Source organism: Roseospira visakhapatnamensis (genome assembly GCF_014197915.1).
GTDB lineage: Bacteria > Pseudomonadota > Alphaproteobacteria > Rhodospirillales > Rhodospirillaceae > Rhodospira > Rhodospira visakhapatnamensis.
This window is the reverse complement of sequence record NZ_JACIGK010000010.1, coordinates 37,123-50,190: the sequence shown is the minus strand read 5'-3', so window position 1 is coordinate 50,190 and position 13,068 is coordinate 37,123. Positions and strand designations below refer to the sequence as shown.

General features: G+C 71.3%; 10 protein-coding genes. 7 read left to right on the top strand and 3 right to left on the bottom strand.

Annotated elements, in window-relative coordinates; genetic code table 11:
- Window positions 1–30: 30 nt before the first annotated feature.
- The 3 genes from GGD89_RS08060 to GGD89_RS08050 all read right to left on the bottom strand — a co-directional run bounded on the left by GGD89_RS08060 (window position 31) and on the right by GGD89_RS08050 (window position 5,496).
- Window positions 31–3,777, bottom strand: a complete 3,747-nt coding sequence (locus tag GGD89_RS08060) for a vitamin B12-dependent ribonucleotide reductase (protein WP_184043943.1) — start codon at window positions 3,775–3,777, stop codon at window positions 31–33.
- A 311-nt stretch (window positions 3,778–4,088) separates the two neighbouring features.
- A complete protein-coding gene (locus GGD89_RS08055) occupies window positions 4,089–5,027 on the bottom strand; it encodes an AEC family transporter (RefSeq protein ID WP_184043941.1) in 939 nt (312 codons plus the stop codon).
- 271 nt (window positions 5,028–5,298) lie between these two features.
- The gene (locus tag GGD89_RS08050) at window positions 5,299–5,496 is read right to left on the bottom strand and encodes a DUF1289 domain-containing protein (protein ID WP_184043939.1); all 198 of its coding nucleotides are present in this window, start codon (window positions 5,494–5,496) and stop codon (window positions 5,299–5,301) included.
- A 333-nt stretch (window positions 5,497–5,829) separates the two neighbouring features.
- Between GGD89_RS08050 and GGD89_RS08045 the strand changes: the two genes are divergently transcribed.
- The 7 genes from GGD89_RS08045 (at window position 5,830) to GGD89_RS08015 (ending at window position 13,030) form a co-directional block, all read left to right on the top strand.
- Window positions 5,830–8,094, top strand: a complete 2,265-nt coding sequence (locus GGD89_RS08045; RefSeq protein ID WP_184043937.1) for a hypothetical protein — start codon at window positions 5,830–5,832, stop codon at window positions 8,092–8,094.
- 137 nt (window positions 8,095–8,231) lie between these two features.
- Window positions 8,232–9,155 carry a hypothetical protein gene (locus GGD89_RS08040; RefSeq protein WP_184043935.1) on the top strand — a complete coding sequence of 308 codons (924 nt, stop codon included), beginning with the start codon at window positions 8,232–8,234 and terminating at the stop codon, window positions 9,153–9,155.
- Between the two features lie 152 nt (window positions 9,156–9,307).
- On the top strand, window positions 9,308–10,645 hold the full coding sequence (locus GGD89_RS08035) for a hypothetical protein (protein ID WP_184043933.1): 1,338 nt from the start codon (window positions 9,308–9,310) through the stop codon (window positions 10,643–10,645).
- A 231-nt stretch (window positions 10,646–10,876) separates the two neighbouring features.
- Entirely contained in the window at window positions 10,877–11,143 is a 267-nt protein-coding gene (locus GGD89_RS08030) for a hypothetical protein (protein ID WP_184043932.1), read from the top strand.
- A gap of 127 nt (window positions 11,144–11,270) precedes the next feature.
- On the top strand, window positions 11,271–12,104 hold the full coding sequence (locus GGD89_RS08025; RefSeq protein WP_343058565.1) for a protein phosphatase CheZ: 834 nt from the start codon (window positions 11,271–11,273) through the stop codon (window positions 12,102–12,104).
- A gap of 249 nt (window positions 12,105–12,353) precedes the next feature.
- Entirely contained in the window at window positions 12,354–12,671 is a 318-nt protein-coding gene (gene rpmB / locus GGD89_RS08020; RefSeq protein WP_184043930.1) for a 50S ribosomal protein L28, read from the top strand.
- A gap of 152 nt (window positions 12,672–12,823) precedes the next feature.
- On the top strand, window positions 12,824–13,030 hold the full coding sequence (locus GGD89_RS08015) for a DUF4169 family protein (RefSeq protein WP_184043928.1): 207 nt from the start codon (window positions 12,824–12,826) through the stop codon (window positions 13,028–13,030).
- Window positions 13,031–13,068 lie beyond the last annotated feature (38 nt).

Genomic DNA, 13,068 nt, shown 5'->3' with positions numbered 1-13,068 from the left:
ATCCCGCGCCTCGGCCCCGGTTCCGGGCCCTCACGAACAGCCGCTGGTCGCCCCGCAGGTGTCGCACTTGAGGCAGGTGCCGTTGCGGACCAGGGTGAAGTTGCCGCACTCGCCGCAGGAATCGCCCTCGTAGCCCTTCATGCGCGCCTCGCGGATGCGGGCCATGGTGGCGCCCCCCGCGTCCCCACCGGACCCGCCGCCCACGGCCATGGCCACGGCGGTGGTTTCGGTGGTGCTCACGGTCACCGCGCCGCCCGTGGTCACGGCGAGGTCCGAGCCCACGGCGCGCGCCTCGATGGCGCCCGCCCCGCCCTGGTGCACCCCGTGATGCGTCCCACGATGCCCGTGCAGGACGTAGAGGTTGGAGCGCACGTAGCCGGCGGAGACGGAGCGGGGCAGTTCCTCGTCCTCCCAGTCCTCGGCGAAGTCGCCTTCCTGGTTGCCGTTGCCCAGCGTGTCACTGCGCAGGTCGTCGGGCACCACGTGGGCCAGGTCGTTGCGGCCCAGGTAGGAGATGGCCACCTCGCGGAAGATGTAGTCCAGGATGGAGGTGGCCATCTTGATGGCGCCGTTGCCCTCGACGATGCCCTGGGGCTCGAAGCGGGTGAAGGTGAACGCCTCGACGAACTCCTCCAGCGGCACGCCGTATTGCAGGCCGATGGAAATGGCGATGGCGAAGTTGTTCATCAACGAGCGGAAGGCGGCGCCCTCCTTGTGCATGTCGATGAAGATCTCGCCCAGCTTGCCGTCCTCGTATTCGCCGGTGCGCAGGTAGACCTTGTGGCCGCCGATCACCGCCTTCTGGGTATAGCCCTTGCGGCGGTCGGGCATGCGATGGCGCTGGGTGCGGTGCACCACCCGCTCGATGACCCGTTCGGCCACCACGGCGGCGCGCTGCGCCTGGGGCGAGTCGATCACCCGCTCGGCGACGCTCTCCTCGACGGCGTCCTGGTCGTCGTCCTCCTCCAGGACCTGGGCATTGAGCGGCTGCGACAGCTTGGAGCCGTCCCGGTAGAGCGCGTTGGCCTTCAGGCCCAGCGCCCAGGAGGTGCGGTAAGCCCGATCGCAGTCGGCCACCGTGGCCTCGTTGGGCATGTTGATGGTCTTGGAGATGGCGCCGGAGATGAACGGCTGCGCGGCGGCCATCATCGTGATGTGCGCGTCCATGGACAGCGCGCGGGTGCCCAGGCGGCCGCAGGCGTTGGCGCAGTCGAACACCGGCAGATGCTCGGGCTTCAGGCCGGGCGCGCCCTCCACGGTCATGGCGCCGCAGACGTGGACGTTGGCGGCGTCGATGGCGGCCCGGGAGAAGCCCAGCGCGGCCAGCAGGTCGAATCCGGGATCGTCCAGGCGCGCCGGATCCATCCCCAGGGTCCCGACACAGATGTCCTCGCCCAGGGTCCACTTGTTGAAGACGTAGCGGATGTCGAAGGCGCTGCCCAGGGCGGTCTCGACACGGTTCAGGGCCTCGTCCGTGAAGCCCTTGGCGCGCAGCGCCTCGACCGTCAGGGCGCCGTCGCCGGCGGGCGCGCCGGCCAGGGTGCCGTGACCCACCGCGTGCCGGGTGATGCGCTCGATGGCGGCCTCGTCATAGCCCAGCGCCCGCAGGCCGCGCGGCACCATGCGGTTGATGATCTTGAAGTAGCCGCCGCCGGCCAGCTTCTTGTGCTTGACCAGGGCGAAGTCGGGCTCGATGCCGGTGGTGTCGCAGTCCATGACCAGGCCGATGGTGCCGGTCGGCGCGATCACCGAGACCTGGGCATTGCGGAAGCCATGCGCCTCGCCCACCGACAGCGCCTGGTCCCAGGCGGCCACGGCGGCGTCGATCAGCGCCGGTTGCGGACAGGCGGCATGGTCCAGCGGCACCGGGGCGGTGGACAGGCCCTCGTAGCCGGTGGTCTCGCCCCGCGCCGCGCGACGATGGTTGCGGATCACGCGAAGCATGGACCCGGCGTTCTCGGCATGCTTGGGGAAGGGGCCCATCTCCTCGGCCATCTCGGCGGAGGTGGCATAGGCCACGCCGGTCATCAAGGCGCTGATGGCGCCGCAGAGGGCGCGGCCCTGGTCGCTGTCATAGGACAGGCCGCAGGCCATCAGCAGGCCGCCGATGTTGGCGTAGCCCAGGCCGAGGGTGCGGTACTGGAAGGAGCGCTCGGCGATTTTCCGCGACGGGAACTGCGCCATCAGCACGGCGGTTTCCAGCGCGATGGTCCACAGGCGCACGGCATGCCGGAAGCCCCGGGCATCGAAGACGCCGGTGGTATCGGCGAAGGCGATCAGGTTCAGGGACGCCAGGTTGCAGGCCGTGTCGTCCAGGAACATGTATTCGGAGCACGGGTTGGAGGCGTTGATGCGGCCCCCCGCCGGGCAGGTGTGCCACTCGTTGATGGTGGTGTCGAACTGCAGGCCGGGATCGGCGCAGGACCAGGCGGCCTCGCAGATGCGCTCCCACAGGGCGCGGGCCTTCAGCGTCCGGGCGGGCTTGCCGTCGGTGCGCCGGATCAGGTCCCAGTCGGCGTCCTGCTCGACGGCCTTCAGGAAGGTGTCGGTGACCCGCACCGTGTTGTTGGAGTTCTGCCCCGAGACGGTGTGATAGGCGGCCGAATCCCAGTCCGTGTCATAGGTCTCGAACTCGATGGCCGCGTAGCCCTGGCGGGCCACCTGGAGGGCGCGCTGGATGCTGTTTTCGGGCACCAGGGCCTTGCGGGCGGCCAGGATGGCCTTCTTGAGGCCCTTGTTGACCTTGGGATCGAAGCGCCCCCCCGTGGTGTCGTTTCCGTCGGCGGCGCCGTCCCACTGGCGGCAGGCCGTCAGCACGGCATTGACATGCAGGGCCAGCGTCTTCGAGCCGGTGACCAGCGCGGCCACCTTCTGTTCCTCCTTCACCTTCCAGTCGATGAAGGTCTCGATATCCGGGTGGTCCACGTCGCAGATCACCATCTTGGCGGCACGCCGGGTGGTGCCGCCCGACTTGATGGCGCCGGCGGCGCGGTCGCCGATTTTCAGGAAGCTCATCAGGCCCGAGGAGCGGCCGCCGCCGGAGAGTGGCTCGCCCTCGCCGCGCAGCGACGAGAAGTTGGTGCCGGTGCCCGACCCGTACTTGAACAGCCGCGCCTCGCGGGTCCACAGGTCCATGATGCCGCCGTCGTTGACCAGGTCGTCGGACACCGACTGGATGAAGCAGGCGTGGGGCTGCGGGTGCTCGTAGGCGGTCTGCGAGGCCACCAGTTCGCCCGTGCGGTAGTCCACGTAGTAGTGGCCCTGGGACGGTCCGTCGATGCCATAGGCCCAGTGCAGGCCGGTGTTGAACCACTGCGGGCTGTTGGGGGCGCCCATCTGGGTGCACAGCATGTGGCGCATTTCGTCGTAGTAGGCGCGGGCGTCGGCATCGGAGTCGAAGGTGCCGGCCTTCCACCCCCAGTAGGTCCAGGTGCCGGCCAGCCGGTCGAACACCTGCCGCGCGCTGGTCTCACCAAGGATGCGGGCGTCCTCGGGCAGGGCGGCCAGGGCCTCGGGATCGGCCTCGTGGCGCCACAGCCAGTCGGGCACGTCGTCCTCGCGCACGGGCTTGAGCGCGACCGGCACGCCGGCCCGGCGGAAATACTTCTGGGCCAGCACGTCGCAGGCCACCTGCGACCAGGCGGCCGGCACCTCGATGTCCTCCTGGCGGAACACCAGCGAGCCGTCCGGATTGCGGATCTCGCTCGCCGTGCGGCGGAAGGCAATGTCGGCGTAGGGGTCCTGGCCCTCGGTGGTGTAGTGCCGGTCGATGCGCATGGCGTGCCGCTCTCCCTGAGTCGCTGGTCCGTGATGGTCGCGGGGCTGGATTGGCCTCGGTGGGGCGGGCGCGGCGTGCCGCGCGCACGGCCACGGCGGGGCGCTCGAAACGATGTCGCCGAGGCGCCGTGTCCCACTGGATATGGTAGGTCAATCGGAAACAGGCCCAAAGGATAGGCGTTCGCCCCGGACCCTGGCAACCGTTTTATGGTGCCGCCAGGGGGTGCGCGGCACAATATGTAGTGGGTTGCGAGAAAGAAAGACCTTGACAGGCCGGTCCGCCGGGGGGTGTCGGGCGCCGGCGCCGCTCGTCACCGCGCGGCGATGCCCAGGACCACCGCCAGCAGCGGAATCGTCGCCGCCGACAGCATGGTCTGGGTGGTGATGATGCCGGCCACCAGGGGGGCGTCGCCGCCCATGCGCCGCGCCAGCACGTAGGACGAGGCCGAGCAGGGCAGGGCGGCGTACAGCACCGCCACCGTGGTCGGCATCGCCCCGAGCCCGGCCAGCGCGCACAGCGCCCACACCAGCAGCGGCAGCACGAGAAGCTTGGCGGCCGAGGCCACGGTCACGGCGCCCGCCCCCTGGCGGAGCGCGCCCGCCGACAGCCCGGCACCCACCGCCAGCAGGCCCACGGGCAGGGCGGCGCGGCCGAGGATGTCCAGGAACGGCCCCAGGATCGGCGGCAGGCCCAGGCCGGAGGCGTTCAGAAGAAGGCCCAGCAGGCAGGCCAGGATCAGCGGGTTGGTGACGATGCCGCGCAGCACGGCGCCCGGGCCGCCCCCCTGGCCATCCCCGAATCGCGCCAGGCAGGCGACGGCCAGGGCATTGACCAGGGGGATCACGGCGGCGATGCAGATGGCCGTCAGCGTCACGCCGGCCGGCCCGAACAGGGCGGCGGCCACGGCCAGGCCGACGTAGGTGTTGGGGCGGATCGCGCCCTGAAAGACGCTGGTGAACCCGGGATCCGACAGACCCAGTGTTCGGCCCAGCCGGGGGCGCAGCCGCATGGTCAGGGCGGCCACCGCCAGGACGGCGATCCCCTGGACGGCCATCAACGGTCCCCAGGCCACCGTGCCCATGTCGGCGCGCGCCAGATTGGCGGTCAGCAAGGCCGGAAAGGTGATGAGGTAGGTCAGCTTCTCCGCCGCCACCCAGAAGGCATCCGGCACGAACCGCGCCCGCCGCAGGGCATGACCCAGCAGGATCACCAGGAACACCGGAAGGATGGCCGTGAGCGTGTCCGTCATGGATCGGGTGTAGGCCGCCCGGGGGTGACCCGCAAGCGGTGCGTCATCCGGGCGGTGCCTGAGGGGGCGCCATTCCCGGGCCGGTGCCGCGCGGCGGATGAGTCACCCTCATCCGCCGCTGGCATGAGTCCGACTGACGGCTAGTGCACTGATCCAGACAAAAGATGCAGTTCGCATTCTATTGTCTGGATCGAAAGTGCACTAATAACAATATTTTGTGCAGCGACGCTTGCATTCAAGGGGGAATCCCTTGAATGCAAGCGTCGCTGCACTAGCCGGCCTCGGCGGCGTCCTGCCGCAACCGGGCCCAGACGGCGCGCTTGTCATCGGCGGTCATGCGGCGCCAGGTGCGGATTTCGTCGATATGCCGACCGCAGCCCACGCAATACACCCGGGCGTCGTCCAGCGTGCAAATATCCACGCAAGGAGAGGGGACGTCGTTCGTGTCGGTGGACGCGAGATCGGCCATGAGACGGGTCCTTGGACTGCGGAGGCGCGGAGTCGAAGTCGGGTCGGATCGTGGTTGCGACCCTGACCGAACCATGTGGGGTGTTGCGGCGTGATGTCCACCGGTGTCGGGCCGGCAATGCCGGCCCCGGTGATCCTCGGCCCGGCATTGCCTTTACTCGGGAAACTTTCCACAATGTTCTTCAAGCCACGGAAGGGGATCCGTGTCACCCTTCAGAGCCCGTCCGAAACGTCTCGATGGACACGGTGGGCTGGGGGTGTCATCGACGTCAGCCCCCAGGCCGGGCTGTCCGAGGCTTTTCGGGCAGACAGTCAGAGTCGGAGGCACGATCAGATGGCGGCGAGCAGGAACGGGGACGGAGCCGAGCGGCGCAGCGTCTGGACCCGGTTGTTCAGGCCGGCCGGCGCCAACGACGCGGATCCGAACTGGACCACGTGGACCACCTTGCTGCGTCATCTTCAGGAGATGGGCTACGACATCATCCGCGACCTGCCCTTGCCGGACACCGGGTCCGATGGCGAGCCCCTGGTTGCGGCCGCCGTGCTGCGCTTGCAGCATGCGGTGTTCCTGCTGGAGCCGGCCGGCATGGAGGGCATCATCACCGCTCCGGCGGACGATCCCCACTGGCATGTGAACGGGCGCGACGGCGCCGTCGCGGTGCCCAATCCGGTGTTGGCGCTGAAGGCCAAGATGGCGGCGATCCGGGCGTACACCGGCGGACTGTCGGTGGAGGGACTGACGGTGGTCCTGGGCGAGGCCCGCTTCGCCATTCGGCGCCCGCCCGAGGCGGGATCGCCGCAGGAGGTGATCAACCTGATGCGGGACATGCGCGGCTGGGTCGGCGGGACGCAGGACGTGGCCAAGGTGTGGCTGCGCCTGCAAGGCCAGAAGGCCGCCGCCGCGCGGCCTCCGGTCGCGTCGACCGTTCCGGTGCCGCCGCCCGAGCCGCCGCCTCCACCACCGCCTCCGCCGCCGCCTCCCCCGGTGCCGCCCCCGCGACCGCGACCCCCGGCGCCACCACCACCACCACCGGCGCCCGTCCCGGAGCCGGCGCCGCCCCGTGCCCCCGAACCGAGCCCCCAACCGATCCCCCAACCGGCGCCGCCGCCACGGCCGGAGCCTCTTTCGGTGCCGCCGGCGCCACCACCACCACCGGCGCCCCCGACCCCCGCGTCTCCGCCGCCATCGTTGGCGCGTCCGCCCGCCATGCCGAGCCCGCCGCCGCCGTCGGGGGGCGATGGCGCCGTCTGGAACGCCGCAATCGTCCCTGGTGCCCCGCATCCGTCTGGGGTCTGGGACGGGCAGTCGCAGCCCCAGCCCCAGCCGTATCCTCCGCAGCCGGCGCCGTACCAGGGCCAGCCATACCAGGGCCAGCCGTCGCAGCCCTATTCGCAACCGCCGTCCTACGGCCAGTCCCCGGCGTATGGACAGCCGGCGCCCTACAGCCAGACTCCGTCGCACGGCCAGCCCGGGGTCCATGGGGCGCCCCCGTTCGGCCCGGGGCCGTACGGCCAGCCGCCGTCGCCGCAGCCTTACGGGGCGCCGTCCTCCCCATCGCCCGGTTCCCAGGCACCGTACGCCGCGCCAGGCCCCCAGGGATGGGGCTGGGACGCGGCCCGGCAGCCGCCCCAACCGCCGCCGGCCTATCCCTATCCGCAGCCACACCCCAACAATTCCCACCCACAGGCCGGTCCCCAACCGCAGCCGCCGCCGGGGTGGGGGTGGGGACACTCCGCCGCGCCGGCACAGGAGGCTCCCCCCGGTTGGGGCTGGACGCCGCCCGCCCCACCGGCGAGCCAGGTCTGGCCCTACGGACCGTCGCCGGCACCGGCTCCGGCGCCCGCCCCCGTCCCCGCCGCCGCGCCGCCGGCCTGGGCCTGGGGGCCCCCTCAGGGGCAGCCGTCGGCCCCGCCGCCACAGACCGTGCCGATGCCGCCGCCGGCCGCCGTGGCGCCGGTCTCGCCGCCCATGCCATCCGGATTCGGGCGCGAACCGGCCACCGGGTCGACGCGGCCGGCCGGGACGGCGCCGCCCTCTGATCCGGACCCTGACCCAGGATGGCCAGAGCCGCGTGTAGAGCCCGAACCTGAACCGGAACCCGAGCCTGAACCGGAGCCCGAACCTGAGCCTGAGCCCGAACCTGAGCCTGATCCGGAACCTGAGCCTGATCCGGAACCTGAGCCTGAGCCCGAACCTGAGCCTGATCCGGAACCGGAGCCCGAGCCTGAACCGGAACCCGAACCTGATCCGGAACCCGAGCCGGAACCTGAGCCCGAACCCGAACCCGAGCCGGAGCCGGAGCCTGAGCCCGAACTCGAGCCGGAGCCCGAGCCCGAACCCGAGCCGGAACCCGAGACCGACGTGGCGACTCGGAGCGATCCGGCCCCGGCGATCACCGGCGCCATGGAGGACCGGCGCGCCGATGGTCTCGTGACCACGATCTCCATGCTGCTGCGACGGCGGGCGGCCGAAGATGCCGTGGCCGTCGATCCCGCCGCGCGGCGGGCGGCGATCAATCGGCGACTCGGGCTTGACCCGCCGCCCGAGGCCCCACCGGAGTCCGATCCGGACGACGGGGCGCGCGGACGGACCCTGTGACGGTGATCACTGCGAGCCACGGGTTGCTTCGTCTACCCTAACGGTAGGCGCCGGAGAGTCTGGCGGCCGTCCGAGAGGCCGGATCCGCGCGCTCCGCCTCGGGGCGTGCGAACCCGGTCGAAGGGGAGGGGCAGCCGATGTCACGCAACGCCTGGAACAATCTCGCGGCCCTGTTCCTGACCGTCATCGTGGCCCTGGTCCTGTCCGTGCCCGTGTTCGATGCCATGGAGCGGGGGCAGCGTCTGGTGGACCTGGGGTTGTCGTCGCCGCGAGACCGTCTGCACCCGGATGGCCTGGGTCCCCTGTCGGGCCTGATGATGTTCGTCCTGGCCGCGCCCCTTCTGATTGCCGTCGCGCGGTCCCTGACCCAGAAGCTGGGCGTCGTGCTCCTGGCCGCCGGGGCCGCGCTGACTCTGTCGCGCATCACCACCCTGTTCGAGCAAGGCCACATGACGATGGCCTGGACCCTGGTCGGCGTCGTGGTCGCGGCGGTGATGGCCGCCGTTGGGGTGGACCGTCTGGAGGCCCGCAGGCGGCGGCACCGGGTGGAGGCCCTGACCCGCCGGGTGGTGGCCGTGATCGACGAGGCCGCCGTGGCCCTGGGGGCGGCGGACGACGCGGGCGGGGACCGGACCAGTGAGCCCTCGCGGCGGGCGGCGGCGGCCCACGTGGCGCAGTCCCTGGCCCTGGGCGTGGTCTGGCAAGCCAGGATCGGCGGGCGACCGGAGGTGTTCGAGCGCGAGGTGCGGCAGGGTCTGGCGGATATCCGGCGGGATCTCGCGCGCAATCGCATCCTGGATCCGGATGGCGTCGGTCGGGAATTGATCGACCATGTTCGGCGCCGGCTCGGCGACCTTTTCGAGACGCCGGATCCCGATGCCCCTGGGTCGGGGACGCCGGACCCCGGGACCCAGGCCCCTCCCATCCCGGTCCCCCCGATCCCGGCTCCCTCGGGTCCGGTCTCGCGCCCTGGCGGATCGGTGGCCGCGTCTTCTCTCTCGCCACCGTCCCGGGGCCGCCGATCGCACGGTTCCCACGCCGCGCGTTCTGGTCTAGTCTAACCACAGTCGGCCCCTGATCCGATCTGTCGGACCCAGGGACACGCGCCGCCTCGCGGCGCCGGCCGTCCCCCGGGCGGTGGCGCGTGGTCGGGAGCGGTGATGCGGATGGGTCCGCGCGGGTGTCCGGCGATCCGGTCCAAGGCGGAGGCGATGTGAATCGACGGAACGTCTCGCGCGCCACGGGTCCGACGCCGGCGTCCCTCCTGACGCTGGCGGCGGCGGGCTTGGCATCCCTGGTCTGGCTGGGCCTGGTTCACCGGTACGTGGCCGATGGCCCCGGCTGGGGGCAGGTGATGGCCTCCCATCCCACGGACTTCGCGGTGTTCCTGGCCTCGATCGGCGCGCCGCTGGCGGCCGTCTGGCTCATTGCCGCCTTCGTGCTGCTGGCGCTGGGGCAGCGCCGGTTGCAGGAGGCGGTGTTGCAGGCCCAGTGGCAGGCCGGCCGCACCGCCGGCGATATCGAGGCCCTGGTCCGCACCAGCATCGAGATGCAGGAACAGGCGCGCCGGCAGTCCTTCCTGAACGGCGCCGACCTCGCCTTGAAGGACCTCAACAGCCAGGCGGGCATGCTCATCGGTCGCCTGGGCGTGCTGGGCGCGGAGGATACGGAATACCTCTGGGCGCTGCACGCCGCCGGGGACCCCTGGGCGTTCTGTCATGCGATCCTGGAACGCTCCGTCGCCGAGAGGTTCGTCGACGATCTGGCGGATCGGGTCATCAACGACGAGGTGGCCCTGGGGGGGCTCTATCGCTTCCTGCGGCGATACGACAGGCTGTCGGCCCTGGCCAAGGAATACGACGCCGACAAGCTGGTGCGCGAGGTGCTGGAGGACAGTCCGCTCGACCGCGTCCATGCCCTGTTCCAGGCGGTGGCGGCGGTGGTGCATCAGCGGCTGGGACCGCCGCCGGCGGCGATCACGCCCGGGACCGAGGGGAGCGCGCTGGAGACGGCGCCGCCGCCGGACGACTGGACGGCGGTCGCGGAACCGGGGTCGGGCTGGAACGATGTGCTGGAGGAACGGGACGGCCCGCCCCAATCCCGGGGGTGGACCGGCGAGCCTGACATGCCGGATCGGCCACCGCCAGGGTATGGCGAGGGACCCATCGGGCCGGGCGTGGACGGTCGGGGGCATGAACCCCGCGACGGCTTCGCCGACCGCGTGGTGCGCGGACTGGAGGCGGTCCTGGGACCCGCCGGACCGATCGGCCGCCTGACGGACGACATGCGGTTGCGGCTGGCCGACTGGCGCCATGGCCGGGGCGCCCGGCGGTCGCCGGGCGGCTGGTCGCCGAAGGACGACGAGTATCCGGCCATGGATCCGGAGTCGCCGTCGCGACCCTGGCCGCAGGCCGGCGCCGACGCGCCGCGGGGTCCCGGCTTGACGGCCGGGGACGTGGCGGTGGACGACCGGCCCCCCGACCCGCGTGGGCCCGAGTATCCGGCGCGGGGCGCGGGGCTCGACGGGGGCCGTCGGGAGCCCGAAATGTGAGAGCGGTGGGCCATGGCCCGGTGCCGCGAGACGGATCCATGACAGGATTGGCGGGGGTGATCGATGGGCCGGTTCTGGTCCTGGGTGATGGCGCTGTTTGGGGCGCGGCGACGCCGGGGCCGGTCCCGCGCGCCGTCGCGGCCGGGCCGGACGGCATCGGCGACCCGGGCCGCGCCGCCCGCCCGACCCTCGTCGGCCAGGGTGCCGTCGAGCGCGGATCCCCCGGTACGGGTGCCGAACGAGGAGGCCCTGTCGGCGGACCGCGTGGCGCTGATCCGCGATGCCCTGGTGACCCATCGGGCCAAACGCCGGCTGCTGGATACGCTGGACGGCGAGGACCGGAGCCTGCTGGAGGCTCTGGCGTTCAGTGCCCTGTTCTTCCCGTCGGCCGGGCCGGACGTGCTCGATGCCGGGGCGGGCGCCCGCCGGCCCGACGCGACGGCCCCGACGCAGGCGCCCAAGGCGGCCGAATCCGGGACCCGCGACCCGCGCCCATGACGGATCGGGCCCGATGCGGACGAAAAAGCGGGCTCGGCGGGGAGAATGCGCGGTCTCTTGACGGGACAGCGGCTGGCTAAGGATGTACTGTTGTCACTTGATGCGTGTATGACCAGACCATGAGGCAATTCAGGGCATGGAGAACGATGACGACGTCCGGATCCTGAAGAAGGAACTTCGCGGGCTTTTCGATCACATTCAGCGTATTCGTCAGGAGATCGCGGCCATCCGCAAGCCGGGTTCGGCCGAGGATCGTTTTGTCTCCATGTCCGATCAACTGGATGCGATCGTCGACAACACGGAGTCGGCCACCAACACCATCATGGAGAATGCCGAGAGCGTGGACGAGATTTTCCTCGCCGTGCGCTCGGAGATCCAGGATGCGACGGTCAGCGCGCGGCTGGACCAGATCCCCGATCTCATCAGCGGCATCTTTGAAGCCTGCAGCTTCCAGGACATCACCGGCCAGCGCATTACCAAGGTGGTCAAGACGCTGCAGTACATCGAGCGTCGCGTGAACGCGCTGATCACCATCTGGGGCGAGGAGGGGTTGACGACGGCGGAGCCGCCGACGGACACCGTGCCGCCCCCCGATACCGACCACAAGCTCCTCGAAGGGCCACAGTTGAAGGGGCATGGCGTCACCCAGACCGAGGTGGACGCGCTTCTGGGCGGGACCACCACGTCGACCCTGTCGCCGGCGGGGGGCACGGCCTCGCAGACGGACATCGACGCGCTGTTCGACGAGGGGCCGGCGGCACCCGCCGCGCCGACCGCGCCGGCCGCGCCGGCGGCCGACCCGGATCAGACGCCGGCCGCGACCACACCCGCGAAGCCGGCATCCAAGACGGCATCCAAGACGGCGGCCAAGCCACCGGCCACCGACAAGAAGGCCTCCGACGGTGATGCCGAGGACGGCGGCGGCATGGGGCAGGACGATATCGACAAGCTGTTCGGATAAGGACTGGCGCCGGGCGGGCGGACGGGGCCATGCGGCCCCCTCCGGCGGGGATCGGGTGTGACCGGTCCCTGCCCGGATCGCGGCGGGGGCGCGGGTGCCTGACGCTCCGGACCCGCGCGGATGGCCGCGATGTCCTTGACGCGGCGCGGCGATCCGGGTAGAACCCCGCTTCCCTTGAGGTCCGCGCGACCCTCTGCGGACCACGCGCCACGACCACGACCACGACCTGATCAAGAAGAGGACACAACCATGGCCCGACGTTGCGCCGTGACGGGCAAGGGCGTGCAGACTGGCCACAATGTCAGTCACTCCAACATCAAGTCAAAGCGCCGCTTCCTTCCCAACCTTCAGGTGACCTCGTTGATGAGTGACGCGCTGAAGCGGACGTTGCGCGTGCGCCTGTCCGTGCATGGCCTGCGCACCATCGAGCACAAGGGCGGTATCGACGCGTTCCTGCTGGAAACGCCGGCCGCGAAGCTGCCGCCGGAGCTGCGGCGCCTGAAGCGTCAGGTGGCGGCCGTGGTCGCGAGTCAGGACGTCGCGACTCAGGAGCAGGCGGCCGGCTGAGGCGCGCGATCGCCTGCCTCCGCGGACGGTTTGGTGTGGGCGGCCGGTTTCGGCTGCCCCTTTTTTGCCGTGCGTGACATCGACGGCCGTCAAGGCGGGTCGCCGAAGCCGGTGGCCCGACCGGCTTGCGTCCGCGCGGAGGACATGCCGCCATGGTCGAGATCGTCAACCTCAGGCGGGCGCGCAAGCGGCGGCGCCGGGATGAGGCCGCCGCCGAGGCCGCCGAGGCCCGCGCGCGTCACGGCCGGACCAAGGCGGACCGGAGCCGCGACGACTTCTCCAGGGCACGCGACCGCCGTCATCTGGACGGCCATCGGCGCGCGCCGGACGACGACCCGACGCCGGACGGGTCGACCTGACGGCTCGTCCGTGGCGGGGCTCTGGACATCCCGTGTCC